Raw genomic sequence first — 21,693 nt, 5'->3', positions numbered from 1 at the left:
ACCATGGCACGCGAACTCACCATCGAAGAGCTGCACCCGACCGCGTGGCACCTGCGCCTGCGCGACCACAACACCGGCAAGCTGCACGAGCTCGACCTCCGCGGGCCGGGCCCCTGGACCGTCGAGATGAACGGCAAGGCCGTCGGCACGCAGGCCACGCCGGCAGCGGTTCGCGAGCCGCCCACGCCCGCAGAGCTCGAATGGGGCAAGACCGAGCGCGAGGGAAGGCCCGCCTACGAAGCCCGTCACGGCGACGGCACTTTCCAGCTCCTCAAGGCCAAGTGCCCCGGCAAGGGCACCTGGGGCCTCTTCTACTTCGCGGGCGACGGGACATGGCGCGACATCGCCTGCGGCCCGCTCGCCGACATGAAGGCCGAGGCCAAGCGCCTGATCGGTGAGCCGCCGAGCACCCGCGGCGACCACACGCCGGCGGACTGGGCGCGCGAGGCCATGGACGCCCGCGCTGCGGCGGAGCCCGAGGACGCGGCGCCAAAGCGCAGCGAGAGGGCGGAGCGCAGCGAGAAGGCGGAGCGCAGCGAGAAGGCCGACCGTCGCAAGAGCGACCGCAAGGGCAAGACGTCTGAGCCCGCGCCGCCGCCCAAGCTGAAGGCCCCCGCGGTCGAGCTCGAGTGGGAGGAGGTCATGGACGCGGGCCGCCGGGGCTTCCGCGCCACCTTCCGCGGCGGCGCGTACAAGCTGCTGCGTGTGGCGGGCGATCGCTATGCGCTGTACTACGAATGGAAGAACGGCAAATACATCTACCTCGGCTGCGGCACGCTCGAGGACCTCGAGAACTTCGCCGGCGAGCACGCCGCGAAGGGCCTCCCGAGCCAGCCGGAGAGCAGCCTGACCGAAGAGGTCGCACGGCAGGCGTGCACGACCTCGGCGGCGCCGACGCCCCGGGCGCCTGAGCCCGAGGCGCCCCCCGCCGAGCCGGAGCCCAGGCGTCCGCCCAGGCGCGAGCGCGAGCTGGCAACGCCTCCGCCCGTGCCGGCCGAACAAGTCCATGAGGACGCCGACGAACCCGTCGACCCCGACAAGGACGCTGGCATCACCGAGTCGCTCAAGTCGGCGCTCGCCGCGATGGACATCTGACGGAGCCGACGATGACCACCAACGACGAGAAGGGGCATTACTACCAATCCGGCGACGAGTGGTTCGTCGACGCCCAGTTCATCCGCAATGCCTCGCGCGATCCCGGCATCGTGGTGTGGGATTCCGGGGACGGTTATCGAATCAGGACCGCCGGACAGGCGACACTCCACTGCCGGCCCGTACAGCGCGCCTTTCCGCAGCAAATCGGTCCAGCCTTCTTCTGCGGAAAAGGACCGGAGGACGGAAGGCTCGTCGCTATGGCCGCTCGCTCCGGCGAAGTCGGTATACCCACGACGACCGACAGTCGCGCGAGCAAGGAGGATTGCGGCTGCAGCTCGTGCAGCCGCGGAGGCGCTTGCCCTTGCGGAAAGAACCCCGCGGATGGCGACCAGCACGACGTGCTCGGACACGTCATGCGCCTCATCATGAGCGAGAGCCTCGGCACTCTCCTCGCGCATCAAGATGGGGAGAGCACGCTCTCTATTCATGTGCCGTACGAGGGCGTCGTAGCACCTGAATGGGCCGCGGGGCGCTTCCACGAGTGCATCCGGGAAGTCATGCGATTTCCGGACTTCACTCCGGGCACCATGGTCGGGCATGTCGTGCTGCATGAGCGCCGCCCGACGATCCGGTGGTCCGCGATGCTCGATCGGCGTCGGGCGCACCTGCTTGAGGACCTTGTGCGTCGCGCCGTCTCTCTCGCCGCTCAGGCGTCCCGAGGCGCCCCCGCGCATCCAGTTTCGCCCCCGCACCGCAGCGCAGGTGCATTCGCGTGGGGGGCCGCGGCCGAGGTCGCCGCCGACGCGGAGACCGGCACCTGCGAGACCTGCCCGTACGCGCTCGGCACCAACCTTCGTTGCCCTGCCTGCCGAACCTGGCAGCGCTCGCGGATCCTTCCACCTGTCGCCGACCAGGAGCATTTGATCGCCAAGATCCTTTATGAGCAGCACGATCTCGAACAACTGACTCGTGCGAGCCTCGACAGGCTCGCCGCCGCGGTGGCGCAGATCCTGGCCTCGAACAAGGTCGAGCCGCTCACCGATCTCTTCTTCCTCCGCTTGGAGCGCGCCGTACTCGCGGCGATCCGCGTCCTCGAGCTGCGGGTCACCGCCCGGGACACCGACGCCATCCTCGACGTCGTCGAAGCGCTCCTCTCTGAGCCCGGCATCCGGCTCGGCAGCCCCAAGGAGTCCCCATGACCACTCATGCCGGCGCATTCCTCGACAAGCTCATCCCGGTCTGGCGGACGAAGCTACCGGCCAACATCTCGCCCCGTTACTTCGACGGCTTCGTCCGCAGGAACCGAAGCGCGCTCGAGGCCATGCTTGGTGACTGGCTCGATCGGCGCGCGCAGAAGAAGGCCGCCGCGAGCTCGCACGAGCTCCCGCCGGATCTCTGGACTCGGGCCCAGCGCACGCGCGCCAACCTCGAGGCGATGCGCATCGTCGCCAACCGCTCGCCGGTCGAGATGACAGCGGACGAGCGGCGCTCCGTCCTCAGGTACTCGGGATGGGGCGGCCTGTCGATCAAGGACAATCAGGACAAGTTTCCCAAGGATCTGGCACCCGAGACGTTCGGGCTGATCCACGAATATTACACGCCGGCCGTCGTCGCCGAGGCGATCGCGGAGGTCGTCTGCCCCTTGCTCGCGCAGCTCGCCGGCAACGACGGCATCGTCCGCGCACTCGAGCCGAGCGCCGGCATCGGTCGCCTCGTCCGCGCGATGGGCCCGCCGCGCTGCATCTTCCCGACCGCCGAAGTCAAGCGGGTGCAGTGGACGACCGTCGAGTTCTCGCAGGTCTCGTCGCGCATGCTCGAAGCGACATTCCCGGCGGCGACGCACTTTCACATGCCATTCGAGCGGTGGATCCGCCTCCACGGCGCGCGCCACACCGGCACGATCAACCTGATCCTCTCGAACCCGCCCTACGGCGACCGCGGCGAGTTCGCGCTCGAGGACACCGACGCCTTCTACCGCGAGAAGACGGCCTACGCCTACTTCATGCGCCGGGCGCTGGATCTCCTCGTCCCCGGCGGTCTCGGCGTCTTCCTCGTCCCCGCGGGCTTCCTGAGCGGCGTCAGCAACCGGACGATCCGCGAGAAGCTCCTGCGCCGTCATCACCTCGCCGGCGCCTACCGGCTCCCGAGCCACACCAAGGACCGCCGCGAGTTCGTCCCTGGCGCGAATGTCGTCATGGACATCCTGTTCTGGCGCAGCCGCGGTGGCGAGCTCGCCGAGGTCGACGCCGACGACCAGTTCATCCTCGCCGGCAACTACTTCGCCGAGTTCCCGCAGCGCCTCCTCGGCGTCGAGCAGGGCAGCTTCTCCGGCGACGACGAGGCCGGCACGGCGACGACCTGGCGCTACCAGGTGATCGGCGATTTCGCGGGGCTGCCGCAGCTCACCGAGCGGCCGCTCTGCACCGCCTGCATCCTCGGTCCGATCATCCGCCGCGAAGCACCGCAGTACCAGGCGCTGGCGCGCGCCGAGGAGGGCCTGCCTGACGACATCGGCGAGGACGTGCGCGGCGCGCTCCTCCTCGGCCGTCGCGTGGGCCGCTACCTCGCCGCTCTCGGCGCCGACGAGGCCGAGCGCGCCGCCCAGCTCTGGCCCGAGCTCCACGCGGCGCTGGAGTCCTTCACGGCCTCCTTCGGCAACCCCTGGCGCCACAAGCTCCTGCGCGAGCTCGCCGACAAGCGCGAGCTCGTCGCGGCCCAGCAGATCCTCGGCGCGTTCACGAAGACCGGCGAGACCGTCGCGGCCCTCAAAGCCCCGCCCGAGATCGAGCGGAAGTACACCGGCCGCCCGGACGACGTCATCGCCGAGGCCGAGCAACTCTTCCGGCAGCAGCGCGCCCTCTCGATCGGCCAGCTCGAGGCGTTCCACAAGCAGGTCGGCGGCGAACTTGGCCGCGCAGAGATCGTCGAGACCTTGCTCTCCGCCGAGTGGAACCTCGACGGTGACGCCTGGGATCAGCTCCTGCCGAAGGACGCCTATCTCACCGGCAATCAACTCTGGGACAGGTACGATCGCGCCGCGGCTCGCGCCGCGCGTGGCGACGAGCAGGCGAAGATCCAGACCCGGCGACTCCTCGACGCCATCAAGCCTGCTGTCTTCGAGGACATCCAGGACATCAACCCGCAGAACGTCTACGACGACGTCGAGCTGCTGGCCGGCTGGCTCTCCGCCACGCTGAACAGCAAGTACGGCCCCGTGCGACTCGAGCGCCAGGGTGGCTTCGTCCAGGCGGTCGGCGTCGACTACGTCGACAGCAAGAACACGGTCGGCCTCTCGCCAGAGACCCTCGCGTTCCTCGGCTACTACAACCACGACCCGGCGCTCTTCCAGCCCCCACGCGAGAAACGAGACCGCAACGACCCTCCGCCGAGCAAGGAAGAGCGCCAGGAGAACAAGAAGCGACTCGCCGAGCGGCGCATGGAGCTGGCGAACCAGTGGGCCAAGTCGTTCCGCGACTGGCTCGCCGCTGACGACGCCCGCAAAGACCGCTTCGTCCACGCCTACAACCGCGCTGCCCGCGGGCGCATCGTCCCGACCTTCACCCCCGAGCCCCTCGAGATCGCCCGCTGGGGCGCCCAGGCGCCCAAGCTCAAGGCCCACCAGATCACCGGCGCACGGCGTGTCCTCGCGGCACGCGGCGGTCTCGTCGCCTTCGACGTCGGCGTAGGCAAGACCTACACGGCGCTGGCGATCATCGCCCGCGCCCGCCAGGAGGGCTGGGTCCGCAGACCCGTCATCCTCGTGCCTGGCTCGCTCGTGTGGAAATGGCACGACGACATCCTTTGCACGTTACCGGACTACCGCGTCGCGGTGATCGGCTCGAAGCGCAAGCGGATCTCCCGCGGTCGTCGCAAGGACGTCCTCACCTCGGAGACCGATACGCCGCAGGAGCGCGCCGCCAAGTGGATCGCGCTGCAGAGCGGTCAGGTCGACGTGGTCGTCCTCAGCTTCGACGCGCTCGCGCGGACGCGGATGAACGAGAACGCGGTGCTCGATTACATCGCCAAGGTCGAGTCCGTGGAGCGAGCCATCGCGCTGCGCAAGCGCAACCTCGAGGAGAAGGCCGAGAGCCGCAAGGGCCGCGAGAAGATGAGCGAGCGGGAGCGGGCGCTGCTCGAGCACGGCGTCCGCGCGTGGGTCCGTGAGATCCTCACCTTGCCCGAGGGCTACGAGTACGACCCGGGCGTCGCCTGGGACGAGCTCGGCATCGACATGCTCGTCATCGACGAGGCAGCGGCCTTCAAGAACCTGCACATGCCTCAGGCGCGCGAAGACGGCGTGCCGAAGTTCATGGGCGGCGGCGGCGAGGGCAGCGATCGTGCCTGGCAGGTCGACTTCCGCGCCGCCGCGGTGCGCAAGAACACCGGCGGCGCCGGCATCGTGCTGCTCACCGCGACCCCCGCGAAGAACAGCCCGCTCGAGTTCTACAACCTGATCCAGTTCATCGATCCGGCCGCCTTCACCAGCGCCGGCATCCACGATCCCGAGCAGTTCATCGATCGCTTCCTCAAGATCGAGTACCGCGAGGTCCTCGACTCCGCCTTCGACGTGACGATGAAGCCCGCCGTCACCGGCTTCAAGAACCTCGACGACCTGCGCACCATCATCTTCACCTACGGCGAGTTCCGCACCGCCGCCGAGGTAAACCTCGAGCTTCCCAAAGCCGTGGTCGAGACCATCACGATCGCCATGGACGAGGAGCAGGAGCGGCGATACCGCAAGTACGTCGCGCAGATCGAGTACATCCTCGAGAACCCGAGCCCGGACGGCCCGAGCAACATCATCCTCGGGCTGCTCGCCCGCCTCTCGCTGGTCGCGCTCCACGCCTCGCTCGAGGACGGGTACTCCTACGCGACCGCGCTCGAGGGCGGCATCGTCAAGAAGAAGGTCACGAACGCCGACGGCAGCGTCGAGCTCCTCGAGCGCCGCCTCTCGAAGCCGACCTACGAGAGCCCCAAGCTGCTGGAGTGCGCCAAGCGCGTCGCTGCGAGCGCGCACTGCGGTCACATCATCTTCTGCGAGCCCACGACGGTGCATCTGTGGATGCGCGAGGTCCTCGTCAGCCACGGGGTGCCACGGGAGCGGATCGCCATCCTTAACGCCGAGGAGACCGCGCCGGCCGACCGGATCCGGATCGCCCGCGAGTTCAACGGCCTGGCTTCCGAGCCACCCGCGCCCGGCACTTGCACCCGACCGACCGACAGCAAGACGGCCCCGAAGTACGACGTCATCATCGCCAACTCGGTCGCCTACGAGGGCGTCGACCTGCAAGTTCGGACCTGCACAATCCACCACCTCGATCTGCCGTGGACGCCCGCCGATCTCGAGCAGCGCAACGGTCGCGCCGTCCGCCAGGGCAACACGCTCGGCACCGTGCAGATCTACTACTACTTCGCCGACGGCTCGACTGACGGCTATCGCTTCAGCCTGATCGACGGCAAGGCGACCTGGCTCGCCGACCTGATCAAGACCCAGGCGCGCGATACCAATAACCCCGCCGCGCAGCAGCAGCTCACGCCCGAGGACATCCTGCTGATGATCTCGCGCGACAAGACCAAGACGAAGAAGCTCCTCGAGGACAAGAAGGCGAGGCAGATCGCCGAGGCTCGCGCGAAGATCGCCAAGGAGTCCGCGCGCCTCCTCCGCCAGGCCGCAGGCCGATTCGCAGACGCACGCCGCTCCACGGAGCCCGAGCGTGCGGCCAAACTGCGCGAGGAGGGCGAGCAGCGCCTCGCCGACCTCGAGCGCATGGACCCCGAGGCGTGGCCCTGGGCGCCGTGGATGTATGCGGTGCGCGACAAGGACGTCCTGATCCCTGAGAACGGCGGCGCTCCGGTCTACGAGGGCCTGCGGATCGCCAAGCCGCGAGCCGGCCACACCGACCAGTTCGAGCACCTCGAGTTCGGCCGCGTGACGAGCGACGAGCAGGGCGACACCATCGGCCTACGCGCGGCCGGCTCGCCGAGCTGGCAGGTCATCGCCTACAAGGACGGCCTCCTCGGCGGCGCACCGCTCCTGCCCGAGCACTTCCCCCGCGAGGGCAGTCCGGCATGGCCGGCGGACGACGACTTGTCGACCGGCGAGGCGATCGAGAAGAAAATCGACTCGTCGCTCCGCTACGGCAAGTTCGAGAACCTCGGGTGGCGCGGCGCCGCCGACGCTTGGCTCGAGCGCTGGTGGCCCCGCTTCGCCGAGACCATCGCGGACAAGATGGCGAGCGCCTACGCGCGGGAGAAGGCGCCTGTCGTGCTGGATGGCAAGCTGGTCCTTGCGACAGGCGAAGCGCTCCGCGAGGGCGCGCTGCTCCCGCCCACGCGCGCCGGCTGGCAGCAATACCTGCAACTCGCCCCGACCAGCGGCCTCGCCTTCGCCGCACTGCGCGAGGCGGGTCAGCACTGGTGGGGCCGCAAGATCCCCCAGAACCTCCTCTCCAAGGACCGTGAGGCCCGCGAGGCCGCCGAGGAGGAAGCGGAGGCAGACGGCGAAACAGCAGAGCGCGGGGCATCCACGGCCCGAACGGTCGTGCAGGTGCTCTCACCCGAGGCCACCCGCCGGCTCCAAGAGTTCGTCGATTCGGCCACCCCGACGACCGGGACCGACGAGGAGATCGATCAGCGCGTCCTCGACAACATCTTCCTGCAGCACGCCGCCATGGGCGACGCGATGGCGATGGCGGGTGCCCGGGGCGTCACCGAGGACGGCATCCGGGCTCTGTGGCGCGCTGCGCGGGAGGCAGGGCACGGTTCAACCCCGCCGCCCACCTCGCCGCTGCGCCCCACCTCGCTGCCGCCCGGCGCTCCGTCGCCACCGGCCGCTCCGGCACCGACGCCGGCTTCGGCGCAGGCAGCTTCCGAGGATCGGCGTGGACACGTCTACCAGATCGCCGGCGATTGGTACGGCGACACCGACTTCATCCGCGTCTTGCCCGGAGTTCGCCACGTCGGCTTCGGCGACTTCGGAGTGGACTTCCCGGAGGGCAAGCTCTCGATCACCCGCCACACCGACGACACGATCGTCCCCAAGCAAGAAGGTCGGTTGCACAGGTTGTCCTCCTCCGGCGGCCGGGATGTACTTTCGGACAGGATCGCAAAGTTGGTCGGCGCGGGCGCGGTCGAGCATGTCGGCACGTGGTCCGTGTTCGACGACGCGATGCCTCCCTCGCAGTCCACGGCGCCCGAAGCTCCGAATGCGACCTCCGAATCGCCGGAGCTCGCCCACATTTACAGGATCGGCGATCACCTCTATGCCGACGCTGCCGTCCTCTCGCTCTTCCCCGGCGAGACGAAGCCGATGGGCAAGATCGACTACCTCGTCGGCCCGCCCGGCGGCTCAATCTCTGTCGCTCGTCAGACCACGGAAGAGGTCCTACCGCAGCAGCGAGGCAGCCTCTACCTCCTCACCCACGACGGCGGACCGCTCGCGCTCAACAAGACCCTCGCCGCGGAGGTGGACAGCGGTCGCGCGAAGTTCGTCGGCGTCTGGCCGTCGTTCGAGAGGATCCACGAGCCTGCGCAGGGGATGGATTGGCCCAGCGCAGCGCCCCCTGCGTCGCAGGAGGCTCTCGACGCCGCCAAAGCCGAGCGCCTCCGCGAGGGCCGCCGCCAGCTCTACCACCGCGCCATCGCGCGCAAGTTCTCCGCGTTCGAGTGGCCCCCGGGCGACGACCTCGACAAGGCCGCGCGCATCCTCGCCGACAAGATCATCGCGCTGGAGGAGGACTTCTGGCGCGGCGTCACGCCTGGAGAGGACCAGAGCGCGTGGGATGGGCGCGTCGAAGAACTCGAGGAGCGCCTTCGAGACATGTTCGGAAAGGCAGACGAGATCGCGTCCGCCGAACTCATCGCCTCGCTCACCGATGCGACCGATTTCCTCGACTTCGTCCGCGACCTCGCCCTCAGCCGCGGTGCCGACATCTTGCCCGAGTTCCCGCGGGAGAACGGCCAGCCCGTGCCCGACCCACAGGCCCACGTCGCCCGCGGGACCTTCGATGCTGGTGTCCCCGCGAGCTTCGACCTCTTAGACGCGGGCTACGACCTCCGCGCCCACGAGACCGTCTTCGACGGCCCGGCGCTCACCGTCGTCTACAGGGCCGATCGCCCGCGCAAGGCCGCAGCCTCGCCGACCCTGCGCATCCAAATCACTCGCACGGGCGCGCAGATCTACCACGCACGCGGCGAGCTCAGAAACGAGAAGGACCGGAGGACGCACGCGTTCAGTCAATCCGACGTGGCGCTCGGCTTCATGCGCGAGCTCAGCTCGCAGCGTCTCGCCGCTCTGCTGCGCCCCGTGCGGGTCAAGGAGCCCTCGTCGAGCTCTGACGCGCGCCCCGCACCCGCGCTCGAGCAAGCCCGGATCCGGCCGCAAGATGGCGTCCAGGAGATCGTCCGCCTCTTCAACCAGTCGCCCGATGATCCGCGACTTCGCCTGGGGCGCACCCGAGGCCAGGGCTTCGTGCTCGTCGCATACAACGACGACGCGCCCGAGGACGCCGTCGTGTCGATCGACCTTTCGCCCGGCTTCACCATCGAAGATGTCCGATGGCTGATGTACGAGAATCGTCCGGCGCGACAGTCCGTCATCCTCGCTCGCCTGAATCGAGCGATCGAGGCCGTCAAGGGTGCCGGGCGCGTCGCTTCCGAGCCCAGCGAGCTCGCTCCATTGCTCGACCAGCTCCGCGTCCGCGTCGCCAAGCTCGGCGGTCGCGAGCGGCGAGGCGGACAACCCGGCTGGCGCGAGCTCTGGGAGCTCGTGCGCGACTCCGCCGAGCCGCCGTCGCCGACCCCGCGCGAGGTCATGGCCTGGCTCGAAGAGCAGCAGCTCTACGACCTCGCCGCCGAGCTTGGCGCCTACCTCTACTCGCCAGAGCGGCCGCAGACCGAGTTCTTCGAGGAATTTCGAGAGAAGCTCGACAAGTTCTACCCGCGCTGGCGCGTGGCCGGCAACAGCAAGTCCGAGTCCCTCTCCGTCGCCACGCATGCCGTCCGCGGCGAGGAGCCCGACCACTACCTCGTCAAGGACAGCACTCTCGGCCCGGTGCGCGTGGACATCGAACTCCTCCCGCCCGAGCGGGGCAAGCCCAACCACGCGCGGTTACGGCTCCGCACCGGGACCCTGCACCCCGGCGATCAGGTCTACGACGCCGAGGTGGACGAGCGCATCGCCGGCGAGCTCCGCGCCCGCGTCGACGCCCTCGAGACCGCGCTGAAGAAGACGCCGACCTTCCTCGAGGACGCGCGCCGGCTCCTGCACCTCGCCGGCCAGCTCCTCAACGCCCCGCTCTGCGAGGGCTCGACCCGCGACGACGCGCTCGTGGCCTTCAACCAGGCGTACGCCGTCTACGACGACGCTCGCCGCCAGGTCATCGAGGGCCGCCCCGCTCGCGCCCTCGAGCAACTTCGCCAGGTCGCAGTCCATGTCGCTACCGCCGCCGCGAAGGTCGCCGAAAGCTGCGCCGAAGGACAGGTGAGCATTGCTGCTCCGACGATCGCCACCCCGCTCTCCATCTCGCCACCCGGCGGAATCGTGCAAGCGCCCACGAGTAGGCCGGTCTCCGCACGACGCCTCCGCACGCTTAACGCCCGTGGACTCGGGCGCGACACCGTCGCCCGCATGCTGTCGGAGGTCCGAGCGCGAGGGGCTTTCGCCACCGTGCCCGAGGAGCAGCCGATGACCGTCGTACGTGCCCTGGAGCGCGCTGTGCCCCCGATTTCGGGCGTTCCTATCCAACGGATCGGCGATCTCGCAGTCCTTGCTTGCACCGATCCTGAGCAACTCGATCGCGCGCGCGACGTGCTTATGGCCGCGGGGTACCGACCTCGCACTCGAGACGGACGGCTCATCGTGCGCGACCGCAATCCGGAGACATCACAGTGAAGCAAGAAAATCTCAAAGCCGCCGCCGCAGCCGCGCTCGACGCGCTCTCGCCGGAGCGCCGCGTCCTCGCATGCTGCCTCTTTCAAACCTGCCGCCGCGACGCGCTCGCGGATCTCGTCGCCCAAAAGACGCTGGAGGCGATTGGCCTCAGCCTCACCTCCGAGAAGGATCCGCGACGCGCCGCCGACGAGCTCCTCGAGGTCTACATCGACGCCCACGTGGATGACATGGAGGCTGTCTACGCCGGCGACCGGGGGCAAGGGAGGACGCACTGACATGGCTCGCTCGCCCGACTGGGAGAAGATTCCGATGGCCGGCGGTGCCGACAAGCCCGCGTGGCCACTGCCGACGGTAACGCCAAAGTTCGCTACGTGGAGTCTCGGCGGCGGTCGCCCCTTCGGCTGCACCACACAGACCTGTCAGCGCTGGCACGCCGGCGTCGACCTCACCGACGCGCCGAACAGTGCTCTCGTGATCGCGCCCGAGGACGGCATGATCGCCGGCCTCGACAAGGGCTGGACCGACGGCACGCGTGCCGTCTTCTTGCGCACGGACTCGGGCCTCTTCCTCGTGCTCGGCGGCGTCATCGCCGGGTCCCACAAGGAGTTCGGGCTCGTTCACGGCCAGCGCGTCAAGAAGGGCGACAAGCTCGGCAGGATCGTGGGCGGCTACGGCATGCTGCACCTCGAGGCGTACAAGGCCGAGCCGGCCCGCACCGCGAACTCGCGCTGGTGGAAGGACGATCCGCCGCCGACCGGTCTACTGAACCCCACCAACTACATCGAGCGAATGGTCGGCAGTAACATGTCGCTGCTGCAGACGCGCCAGCGCCTCCAGGCGCTCGCCGACCTCGGTTTCTACAAGGGCGACGTCGGCGCCGCGTGGGGCTCAGCCGCGATCGAGGCCCTCAAGGCCGCGCAGACCGCTCTCAAGATCAGCGTCGACGGCAAGTGGGGCCCCGAAACCGAGGACGCGATCCAGACCGCACTCAAGGCCCAGGCCCCTTGCGGCTCGTTGGAAGACTGCAATAGCGAAGCTGTCCCCGAGGGCATGCCCTCGAAATCGACGGACCTCTTCGCCTCGCTCAAGATCATCGGCGGCGTGGTCGCTGGCCTCACACTCGCGGGTGTCGCCGCCGCGTTCATCATGAGCAGCTCTGAATCTCGATGACGCCGCGTTGGCGGCACAAGGAATCAACATGTATATCCAGCTCGACGACATCATTCACACCCTGCGAATCACTCTCCGCGATCTCAAGGACCTCCGCGACAAGGCGGCTCCCCCGTCCCAGGTCGAGCGCCCGCTCGATCTGTGGCTCGACCTCGCCTGCACGAAGATCACCTCGTTCTCGAACATCCTGTGCTCGGCTCAGCTCGCGCTGGCGAGCGACGCCGATCCAGCGGCGGTGAGGCAAGCACTGCTGCAGCACATGCGCGACGGGGTCCAGGTCGAGGCCAGCCTGATGCACAGCCTCATGCGCGCGGCGGATCCCGCTGCCCGCGCGAAGGCGGGGACGAGCGCGAGAGGGGCGACGAGCTCGTGCGCGGGGGAAGAGGCCGCGTCGGGCCGACAACCCGCCGACGAGCGCAGCGGAGGCTCGCGTACCCCCGCGCAAGGATCGACGTCGGCCGAAGACCTCTCCTGAAGGACGACCATGCATTTCGGCCTCACCAATGTCCGCGGCGGTCGCTACAACCTCGGCGCGCTGGTCATGGCGCGCGGCGAGCATTGCGTCGAGGTCGTCGAGCCCGGTGAGGCGCTCGCGTTCATCGTCGTCCGCGGCCAAATCCTCATCACCCGGCAGCGAGCCGGCGAGCCCGCCACCTTCAAGCTCGTAGCCACACCCAGCGCCCCGATCTTCGTCGTCAACCCCGGCACATACACCGTCGTCGCGGAGCAGAACACCCTCGGCCTGCGCGGCGCGCGGCAAGCCCGAATGTAGGAGAAGACATGTCCCAACAGACACCCTCGTCCTCGGTGCAGAACATCCTCCACATGCTCGCCGCCGCACGAAGGCCCGCGCGTCGCCAGGAAGCGTCCGCGAGCCCACCGCCGGCCGCCGGCGCGGACCTGGCCGCCTTGCTCAGCGGGCCCTACGGGCCGCAGATCACCGCCTTGCTTTCGGGCCAGGCTCCGGTTATGCGGCCGCCGACCGCTCCTGTCGGTAGCTCACTCAGCTTCGCCGGCGCACTGCAGCCCTGGCCGATGCAGCCCCCTCCCTTCGGGTTTCACCCCGGTCCAGCGGCGCTCATGCCCGGGCAGCATCCGGTCCCGCCGCACATGGCGTCGCCGTTTGGGTTCATCGCGCCGATCACGTTCGCGCAGCCCCAGGCCGCGGGTCCCGCCGCCGCCCCGCCCGCGCCGGCACAGACGCAGGGGCATCCATTCGTCCCATCGCCTTCGGGGTTCACCCCGGACACGCCCGGCCAGATCCAGCCAGCCCTGGCACACCAGCCCGCATATCCGTACGTCGTGCAGCCCATGGGACACCCCGGTCCGCCCGCAGCCGCCGCGCCTGTGGCGACACAATTCCAGCATGCGCCCGGCAATCCGCCTGGCGCGCCGTTCCTCGGATTCTTCGCCAGTCCCGCATCTCCTGGATCCGCCGCTGTTCAACCGACCCCGGCTCCATCATCGGCCTCCGCTCAGGCCGCGAACAGAGCTGCTCCAAGAGACAGCTCACCGGCGCAGGTGACCGCCCCGATCTGGACCGCGGGGAACCTGTCCTTTGGGGCGGCGGCCACGAGCCCCGCCGCCGCACCTCGCACCGATGGAGCTGCCGTCCCATCAGCCGGCGACCCGACAGGAGAGCGCGAGCTCGATATGCTCAGTGCGCACATCGACACCCTCATCGCGCAGCGGGACGCGCTCAGGGCCTCGCTCTTGAGCACGCCCCTACGTCCGGCGCCCACGCCCGAGCCCATTCGTCAGCACGTCGAGATGCTCGCGGGCACCAGGGGCTACCCGGCCGAACAGGTGGCCGCTCTGCTCGAATCTTTGCACGCCATCCTCCACGACCTCCAGGCCGAGCACCACGCGGAACACCAGCGCCAGCAGGCCGAGCATCGGGCCGAGCTCCAGCGCGTCCACGCTGAGCACCGCGCCGAACTCCAACGCATCCACTCCGAACACCGCGCGGAGCTGCGCCGGGTACTCGACGTCGTCCAGGCGACGATGAGGGACGACGCGAGCCGGGTGCAGGAGCAGATCGCACAGATCGCCGCAGAGCAGCACCGAATCCTTCAGACCGCGCTCTGCGGCCTCCGCGACCTCTTCCGCCAGCAAATCTCGGGACCGCCGCGCTCGCACCCTGACCCCGAGCCACCGCCGAAGTTGTCTGAAGAGCCAGATGGCCGTGCAGTCGTCAGACTGGCCCGTCCCGATCCCAACACGTCGCAGCGGGCGAGCGTCGACGCCTCCTCGCCCGCGAGCGATGCCCGCGGTTCGCCGCCGCACGAGCCCGCGCACAGGATGTTCTGAAGTCATCATCATCCGAGCACGCCTCGGCGCTGCCTGGTAGACACCGACCGCTGCCGCTGCATTGCTCAATCGCTGGGTTAGCCCCGGAAGGTACATGTCATGGCACAACCGACTCCCGAAGATCCGCCGGGCCTGCTGGAGATGGAGACGAGCCCGCAGACCAAAAACTATCGCGCGAACCGCCTCAAGCTCTGGCAGCTTCTTCAGCAGAAGCACAAGGAGAGCCGCGAGACGGCGATCAAGCACGGCGCGACCGAGGCCGCCGCCGATGAATACGCCTCGCGCACGCTCCGCGGCGAGATCAACATCTTCATCGACGAGCTCCTGACCCATACGCGCAAGCTCGAGGTCCTCAACTTCATCATGGCGGCGCCCCGCGAGTGGGGCCTGCGTGGTGAGCTGCTCCTCGGCGCCGACCCGCTGGTACCGAGCCTCATCGCCCGCAGCTACCCCGTCGCCGCGTGGGTTGACAAGATCGACGCGCTCGATCTCGCTGTCGCCGCGGACGCGAAGGGCTGGCAGGCCTGGCTCGGTGCGCGCCTCGATGCGCTCGGTGAGGCCGGCAGAGCCGCGAGCGAGCATGTATTCGGTGCCGTCGAGCACATCGGCAAGGGCCTCGGCGAGGGCGTCGGCGCCGTCGGCGAGGGCGTCGGCAGGGCGCTGATGATCGGCGTCGGCGTCCTCAGCATCGGCGCCGTCGTCATCGGTGGAATATGGGTCTTGCGGAGGTAATACTCGCCATGGATCGAGCTGCGTTCGTTCGAGCAGCAGTCAGGAGGCACATCCCAAACACATCGAGGAGTATCGCACTGGGGGGGTAGTACTGTCCGGCGGACAATACCGCCGATAGAAACGGAGAGAAGCGACGATGGCGACAATCGAAGAGTTGGAGCGAGAGGTAACGACCCTGAAGCTGTCTCTGGTGCGCTGCACCCAGGCGGTAGCGCAAGTGCGAGCCAGTAACGCCCAGACAACGCTCGTCGGCATGGGCATCTCCGGGGTGTTTTTCGGCCTCGCCGGATACCTTCTGGGAAGTCGGAACGGGATGCATCGTGCCCGTGAGATGATGAAGTGATCAAACGGTGCCCGACAATGACCGGAGTTGGGTTCGCTTGATGTAATGATCGACTACGTCGCGGGGATCCTCCGATTCGGTTGTTCGAGCGAACGTGACCGCGAGAACCTGCGGCTCGCTAGATCTCGCGGAGATAGCCACCGCGGGCACGAGCGTCCGGAAGCATTCGGCGTTTGATGGCGCTCGGAATCGGATGATCGCAGTGGACGGTGGGCCACAACAGGTGAAAGGGGGGGCTGTGGGCGTTAGGAGTATTGCACGAGAGAGATCTCTCGACATATGCGATTCTGATGCAGTCCTCACGGCAGAGGATGCCGCGAATTTTCTCAAACTGAGCCCGCGGACCCTGGAGAAATGGCGTTCAGAGGGGGCCGGCCCACCCGTGCTGCGCATGGGCCGCAGGATTGCGTACGCGCGGCGCGATCTCGTACGCTGGCTGGCGGAACAGGAAGCGAGGGGGCGGAAAGAGTCCAGCGTGCGAGACGAACTGGAAGTCACCTGCCGCCCATACTTCAAAGACCGAACCCGCCAGCATGTCGACATCCATCTCACCCACCCGCTCGACCCCGCCCAGCCTGTCCGTCGCCGCATCGTGGCCCCGGTCGGGATGGACGCGGTCGCCGCGACCGAGTGGGGGCGTGCCGAGGCGTTCAAGCTCTATCGGGAGCTGTGCCGTGAGCCCGCCAAGGTCGACAATGTCGAGAGAAAGGAAGGAGAGAGTCCCAAGCATCCGAATCACAACACCGTCAAGACCCTCGCGGAGTTCTGGCCCCAGTTCTTGGCTGGCCACGTCGCCGAGCTCAAACACAGCTCGAAGCTCAATTACGAGTCCGCCTGGGCGCTTCACATTCGTGAGGTCCTCGGACCGATCCGGCTGGACGAGATCGACGAGAAGCTCCTCTCGCGTCTCCGCAAGCGCATGAGGCAGGAGTTGAACTTGTCGTACTCCTACACGCGCCAGATCTGCGAGTCGGTCTCCGTCGCGCTCCGCTACGCGCAGAGCGAGGGCGAGCTCCCGAAAGGGCACGACCTGCCTGAGCTCACGTGGGCCAAGCAGCGCAAGCCGAAAGTCGAGGTCTACTCCCGCGAGGGCCTCGAGCGCTTCATCGCGGTCGCCAAGAACGAGGAGGAACGGGCCCTGCACCTGCTGCTCACGGATGGCGCGCTGCGGATCGGCGAGTGCGCCGGGTTGATGTGGAAGGACATCAGCCTGAGCGAGCACACGATGGAGGTCACGCGGTGCGTCTCCAGGGGCGTCCTGCAAGACACGGCGAAGGGCGAGGACGGTGTGGTACCCCTCTCGCCCCGACTCGTCGAAGCCCTGCGGGGCTACCGCCCGCGCGGCGACTTCGTGTTCGTGCCGGACGGCGAGTACAGCCCCCACAGCTTCCCTCGGGAACGCAGGGAGTATGTCCTCGAGGGCACGCTCGGGATGCGAGTGCGACGCGCGCAGGGTCTCGCGCGCCTGGCCGTCTACGGTCCGCACCGGATCCGCCACAGCGTGCTGACCTTGCTCGCTCGCATGGGCGTGAGCCCGTACGCGCTTCAGGCGCTCGCCCGCCACGCACGGATGGCGACGACCATGAAGTACTACATCCACCTCAACCAGGGCGAGCTCGCGGCGCAGGCCGTCGCGGCGCTCGCGGACCCCGACGCCTTCGGCAACGCCAAGGCAACTCGTGGCAACACCCCGGAATTCACGCTCCTGACGTGAGTTACGGGTAGGTTTGGACTTCGGCAACCAGATCGACACGGACGCGTGCCTGCCGAACTGCGAGCCGGCGAGCTGCGGCGACGGGCTCGTGCACGCGGGCGTCGAGGAGTGCGACGATGGCAACGGCGACGACGCTGACGCGTGCACCAACGCATGCAGCAAGAACACCTGTGGCGACGGCCACCGACGCCGCCCTGACCAGCGCGTCGCCGGCGAGCCAGCAGTGGACCGTTCAGCAGCACACGCTGATCTCCCTTAACAACAACACCGACCGGCTGTACCTGTTTGCCAAGACCGCCAAGCCGAGCGACCCGCAGGACCCGACCTGTCTCACCGACCTCGGCGACGGCTACGGCTTGATGATCACCCCCGCGGGGAAGACCGCGCCCAAGCTCACGTTCATGCCGTACCTCGGGGGGGCACCAACTCGGCGCGTTCGTTCCCCATGTGGAACGCCGATCGTGAGCTCGGTGTCGGCGATGGCATGACGACGCTGTGCCAGAAGCCCAATGGCGCGATCAAGCCGCTGCTCGGCCACCGGATCGCGCTCATGGTTACCCCGCAGTAGTTGCCCAGGGCGGCATGTCGCAAAGTACAGATCGCCCCTCCGCAACACGGAGGACCTTGTCTCGACGGCCGCCGGGCCCGCGGCCCGAGGGCTTGGTCCGGCGGAGGCCCCTGCGTACTCCCAAGGCCGTATGCGCGATGGCGCGATCCCCCGGTTGTCTCGAATTTCGTCTCGATCTCGTAGCGAATTTGGCTCTTTTCGAGACGTCCCACCGTAAAGGAGCCCGTAGGGGGGTCCAGCGCCGCCCGTACATGATTTCACCAAATTCTTCGCGTAACTGTGGCTCAAGCCCGGTTGTAGGCCGCCCCGCGCGTTCCAAGTGGAACCGCGTTCTCTGCCGCTGTTCCAGTTCTTCTCCCGGAGCGGAAAAGGCCCCGCGGCCGGGCTCGATCTCGACTTGGGGACCCGTGCCGGATCGAGCGGGACGTCGTGGGCAGTGCGGAAGTCCATCGCTCAACACCACCACGGCTCGCGGGCCCACGCCAGGAACGCCGCACGGTGTTCGTCGTCCCACACCGCCAGCGCCGTGATGACGTGGAAGGCGCCGACGCGCCACCTCCTCCTCGCTATAGCGAGCTCATGCATGGCCTCGAGCACGTAGGGTTGCCGGTATTCCGTGAACGCGCTCTGCAGAGCCTCGACGACGTCCTGCCGAGTACTCCAGACCGCGAGCACGCACGCGCTCGCGTGCTGCAGTGAGGCCGCGCGACGAAAGCCAGTCGTACCACCCCGACTTGCAGCCCACGCGTCGAACTTGAACGGGTCCCACGGCTCGAGCGGAGCGTCGGCGAGGGTCGGGAAGGAACGGGCGAAGCGGATGATCTTGTCCATGACGGGGCCTGTCAGGGCGTGCGGCTCGGCGAACCCTTCGCACGGGCCTGGAACACGGTGACGATAACGCCTGCGACCGGCCCGAGGTCGTAGTATTTGCATGGCACGCGGGTGTTGCTTGGTGCAACACCCCCACGCCGAGCAACACACGGCGATCACCCACACGGCGAACAACACCTCGCCCGCGGCACGCCGAACAAACACCGCGGGCCGCGTAATGTTAGCGCCGGCCAGGATCCGCGTGAATTCGCCGACGAGACATGCGACCGGTGACGCAGCGGCTCGGCGGCTCTTGCCTGATGTGTAAGCCAGCTAACCAAGCGGGCCGAGGGTGAACCAGACCAGCTGGTCCTTGGGTTGAATTCGCGGACGGGAACGGCGCTGCGGGTAGAGAGGTGCAGCCGTCCAGAAAAGGGTGAGCGCTGCGGTGTGTGGCAGCCCGCAGCGCTCGGTGTCGAAGATGGCCCAAAGGCCAGACGAGGATCGACGGGGTGAAGGTACCGCGGCGATTTCAGGAAGGCAAGCGGATGTCGGCGGCGGAGTGGCGACGCCATCGACGAGGACGAGCGGGGATTCCGAGCATTTCTGTGCGGGCGGTGCCGACAGCTTATCGTGCTGTGCCGCCGGTGTGATCGAGGTGACGTGTACTGTGGGCCAGTCTGTGCCGAGGCGCAGCGGCGGGAGTCAGTGCGCCTGGCAGGTCGCCGATACCAACAAACCACCGCAGGCGCCCATCGACACGCCGCGCGCCAGCGACGGTACCGCGAAGCGCTCCGGCAGAAAGTGACGCATCAGGGTCTTCCCGCAAGCGAGGGCGTCGGCAGGCTCCGGGGTGACGCGGCCGAGACCACCACGGAGGTGGTCGGCGCGCGCAGGAGCGAGGAACCACATGCTGGAAAGACCATGGCGCTCGGAACTTGTCCTGAAGGACAGCCGAGCGAGGCTGACCGTGAGCTCGCGATCGCGGCGACTGCTTGAAGCGGACCTGCCGTACCTGGGCGAGGAGAGGCTGGCGCTGCGGCACATCCTGGAGGGCCTGGCCTTGTGGCAAGGCCCGCCGCTCATGCTTGCGTGCGATGTGGACGCGGGTCTGACGGATGGATCCGGCAGCGCCCGCGCCGTCCCCGGGCTCCTCGTGCCCCCAAGTCCCCTGGTACGGGCGTCGATCGGCGTCCGCGTGACGGACCGAGGTGAGCGATGAAGCGCATGACCCCCGAGATCGAGGCGGAGATCGTGCGTCTCCACTCTGCGGAGCACTGGCCGATCGGGACCATTGCTCGTCAGCTCACGATTCATCACAGCGTCGTCCGTCGCGTGCTCGGCCGCAAGGAGCTCATGGGGCCGACGCTGAGCGAGCGGCCGTCGATCGTCGATCCGTACCTCCCCTTCATCCGCGAGACGCTCGCCGCGTACCCGACCCTGTCCTCGAGCCGGCTGCTCGTCATGCTCAGGGAGCGCGGCTATCCCGGCCAGAAGTCGCGCCTGCGCGAGGTCGTGGCGCGACTGCGGGCCCGCCCGAAGGGCGAGGCATACCTGCGACTCCGGACCTTGCCCGGCGAGCAGGCGCAGGTCGACTGGGCTGACTTCGGGACGCTGAAGATCGGCCGCGCCGAGCGCCCGCTGATGGCATTCGTCGTCGTCCTGAGCTGGTCGCGTCGACTGATCGCGCGCTTCTACCTCGGGTCGCAGATGCCGGTCTTCCTCGCCGGCCACGTCTACGTGCTCGAGCGTCTCGGCGGGGTGCCGCGAGAACTGCTCTACGACAACCTCAAGAGCGCCGTGGTCGAGCGACGGGGTGACGCCATTCGCTTCAACCCCACGCTGCTGAACCTCGCCACCCACTATCGCTTCGCCCCGCGGGCCTGCGGGCCGCGGCGAGGCAACGAGAAGGGGCGCGTCGAGCGTGCGATCCGCTACCTTCGTGAGGCCTTCTTCGCGGCCCGACCCTTCGACGGACTGGACGACCTCAACGCCCAGCTCGAGGCCTTCTGCGACGGCCCCGCGATGGATCGGCGCTGGCCCGAGGATCAGACTCGCACCGTTCGCGAGGCCTTCGCCGAGGAGCAGCCGCGGCTACTGCCGCTGCCGGACGCGTCCTTCCCGTGCGAGACGCACGTGCCCGTGCAGGTCGGCAAGACGCCCTATATCCGCTTCGACCTCAACGACTACTCGGTCCCGCACCGCCACGTCGAGAGCGAGCTCATCGCCGTCACCGGCATCGACCGGATCCGAATCGTCGACGGCGTGAACGTCGTCGCCGATCACCCACGCAGCTACGACCGCGGCGCGCGGGTCGAAGATCCGCGCCACGAGAGCGCGCTCCTCGAGCACAAGGCCGCCGCCAAGCAGCACCGCGGCACCGATCGCCTCGTCGTCGCCGCGCCCAGCACCGGGACGTTTCTGATCCGCGTCGCCGAGCGGGGCCACAACCTCGGCACCGCCGTCGCCCAGCTCCTGCGCCTGCTCGACGAATACGGCGCCTGTCCTCTGGAACAGGCGATCGCCGAGTGCGTCCAGCGCGATGTCGTCCACATCCCCGCCGTCCGCCAGCTGCTGCAACAGGACCGGCACGCGGTCCCGCGACTGCCCGGCGCCCAGCCCCAAGATCCGCGGCTCCGCGACATCGTCGTGCGACCGCACGCGCTGGCCGATTACGACCTCCTCACCGGCACCGACCAGGAGAACGATGACGACGAACCATGATGACCCTCTCCGCCGCCGCGCCGCCGCGCTCGGGCTGCACGGCGTGCTGACGCACTGGCACACCCACGCGCGCGAACCGTGGCTGCAGCGCCTCATCGAGATCGAGGAGGTCGAACGCAAGCGCCGGAACTACGAGCGGCGCCTCCGCGACGCGCAGCTCTCCGCGATCAAGCCGCTCGCCGAATTCGACTGGCTTCTTCCGCCGCATGACCCCTGTAGATCAGGTTTTCGGCCAGAGCGCAAATTCGCTCATCGTTCAGATCGCTACGCTATGGTCGGAGCACTAGTTCGAGATCCGAGCGCGTTCTCGGCGCGAGGGGTGTTGTTCCGGCTCA

General features: G+C 68.3%; 17 protein-coding genes and 1 pseudogene. 14 read left to right on the top strand and 4 right to left on the bottom strand.

Going from position 1 to position 21,693, the window contains the following annotated elements:
• The first annotated feature begins 3 nt into the window (after window positions 1-3).
• Genes K7C98_RS08400 through K7C98_RS08370 form a run of 7 tightly spaced genes read left to right on the top strand, consistent with a single transcriptional unit; the run spans window position 4 to window position 12,929 of the window.
• On the top strand, window positions 4-1,095 hold the full coding sequence (locus K7C98_RS08400) for a hypothetical protein (protein ID WP_224191059.1): 1,092 nt from the start codon (window positions 4-6) through the stop codon (window positions 1,093-1,095).
• Between the two features lie 11 nt (window positions 1,096-1,106).
• Window positions 1,107-2,294 carry a hypothetical protein gene (locus tag K7C98_RS08395; protein ID WP_224191058.1) on the top strand — a complete coding sequence of 396 codons (1,188 nt, stop codon included), beginning with the start codon at window positions 1,107-1,109 and terminating at the stop codon, window positions 2,292-2,294.
• On the top strand, window positions 2,291-10,987 hold the full coding sequence (locus tag K7C98_RS08390; RefSeq protein WP_224191057.1) for an SNF2-related protein: 8,697 nt from the start codon (window positions 2,291-2,293) through the stop codon (window positions 10,985-10,987). The genes K7C98_RS08395 and K7C98_RS08390 overlap by 4 nt, the downstream gene beginning before the upstream one ends.
• Window positions 10,984-11,262: a hypothetical protein gene (locus K7C98_RS08385; RefSeq protein WP_224191056.1), complete on the top strand. Its 279-nt coding sequence runs from the start codon at window positions 10,984-10,986 to the stop codon at window positions 11,260-11,262. Before K7C98_RS08390 ends, K7C98_RS08385 begins: the two co-directional genes overlap by 4 nt.
• A gap of 1 nt (window position 11,263) precedes the next feature.
• Window positions 11,264-12,157 carry a peptidoglycan-binding protein gene (locus K7C98_RS08380; protein ID WP_224191055.1) on the top strand — a complete coding sequence of 298 codons (894 nt, stop codon included), beginning with the start codon at window positions 11,264-11,266 and terminating at the stop codon, window positions 12,155-12,157.
• A gap of 28 nt (window positions 12,158-12,185) precedes the next feature.
• Window positions 12,186-12,632, top strand: a complete 447-nt coding sequence (locus K7C98_RS08375; protein ID WP_224191054.1) for a hypothetical protein — start codon at window positions 12,186-12,188, stop codon at window positions 12,630-12,632.
• Between the two features lie 9 nt (window positions 12,633-12,641).
• Window positions 12,642-12,929, top strand: a complete 288-nt coding sequence (locus K7C98_RS08370) for a hypothetical protein (RefSeq protein ID WP_224191053.1) — start codon at window positions 12,642-12,644, stop codon at window positions 12,927-12,929.
• Between the two features lie 953 nt (window positions 12,930-13,882).
• On the opposite strand, the gene K7C98_RS08365 is transcribed toward K7C98_RS08370, so the two are convergent.
• Window positions 13,883-14,272, bottom strand: coding sequence for a hypothetical protein (locus K7C98_RS08365; RefSeq protein WP_224191052.1), 390 nt, complete (start codon window positions 14,270-14,272; stop codon window positions 13,883-13,885).
• Between the two features lie 294 nt (window positions 14,273-14,566).
• Between K7C98_RS08365 and K7C98_RS08360 the strand changes: the two genes are divergently transcribed.
• From K7C98_RS08360 to K7C98_RS43420, 6 genes and pseudogenes are all read left to right on the top strand, one after another.
• Complete coding sequence (locus K7C98_RS08360; RefSeq protein ID WP_224191051.1) at window positions 14,567-15,199, top strand: hypothetical protein; 633 nt, start codon at window positions 14,567-14,569, stop codon at window positions 15,197-15,199.
• A gap of 136 nt (window positions 15,200-15,335) precedes the next feature.
• Window positions 15,336-15,542, top strand: coding sequence for a hypothetical protein (locus tag K7C98_RS08355; protein WP_224191050.1), 207 nt, complete (start codon window positions 15,336-15,338; stop codon window positions 15,540-15,542).
• Between the two features lie 193 nt (window positions 15,543-15,735).
• A pseudogene (locus K7C98_RS44665) lies at window positions 15,736-15,978 on the top strand (helix-turn-helix domain-containing protein); the annotation flags it as partial.
• 39 nt (window positions 15,979-16,017) lie between these two features.
• Complete coding sequence (locus K7C98_RS44660) at window positions 16,018-17,256, top strand: tyrosine-type recombinase/integrase (protein ID WP_224191240.1); 1,239 nt, start codon at window positions 16,018-16,020, stop codon at window positions 17,254-17,256.
• An 88-nt stretch (window positions 17,257-17,344) separates the two neighbouring features.
• Complete coding sequence (locus K7C98_RS08340; RefSeq protein ID WP_346660273.1) at window positions 17,345-17,515, top strand: hypothetical protein; 171 nt, start codon at window positions 17,345-17,347, stop codon at window positions 17,513-17,515.
• Between the two features lie 186 nt (window positions 17,516-17,701).
• Complete coding sequence (locus K7C98_RS43420; protein WP_263429340.1) at window positions 17,702-17,824, top strand: hypothetical protein; 123 nt, start codon at window positions 17,702-17,704, stop codon at window positions 17,822-17,824.
• Window positions 17,825-18,277: 453 nt separating this feature from the next.
• On the opposite strand, the gene K7C98_RS08335 is transcribed toward K7C98_RS43420, so the two are convergent.
• Window positions 18,278-18,655 carry a hypothetical protein gene (locus tag K7C98_RS08335; protein WP_224191048.1) on the bottom strand — a complete coding sequence of 126 codons (378 nt, stop codon included), beginning with the start codon at window positions 18,653-18,655 and terminating at the stop codon, window positions 18,278-18,280.
• Window positions 18,656-19,339: 684 nt separating this feature from the next.
• Entirely contained in the window at window positions 19,340-19,546 is a 207-nt protein-coding gene (locus K7C98_RS08330) for a hypothetical protein (RefSeq protein ID WP_224191047.1), read from the bottom strand.
• A gap of 306 nt (window positions 19,547-19,852) precedes the next feature.
• On the opposite strand from K7C98_RS08330, the gene istA reads away from it, so the two are divergent.
• Window positions 19,853-21,358, top strand: a complete 1,506-nt coding sequence (istA, locus tag K7C98_RS08325) for an IS21 family transposase (protein ID WP_224191046.1) — start codon at window positions 19,853-19,855, stop codon at window positions 21,356-21,358.
• Here istA and K7C98_RS08320 read toward each other — a convergent pair.
• Window positions 21,318-21,566: a hypothetical protein gene (locus K7C98_RS08320; RefSeq protein WP_224191045.1), complete on the bottom strand. Its 249-nt coding sequence runs from the start codon at window positions 21,564-21,566 to the stop codon at window positions 21,318-21,320. The genes istA and K7C98_RS08320 overlap by 41 nt on opposite strands.
• Window positions 21,567-21,693: the final 127 nt, after the last annotated feature.

The sequence above is a fragment of the Nannocystis pusilla genome, assembly GCF_020073745.1.
GTDB classification, from domain to species: Bacteria; Myxococcota_A; Polyangia; order Nannocystales; family Nannocystaceae; genus Nannocystis; species Nannocystis radixulma.
Note: the sequence above shows the minus strand (reverse complement) of the source record. Positions and strands in the feature narration are given on the sequence as shown.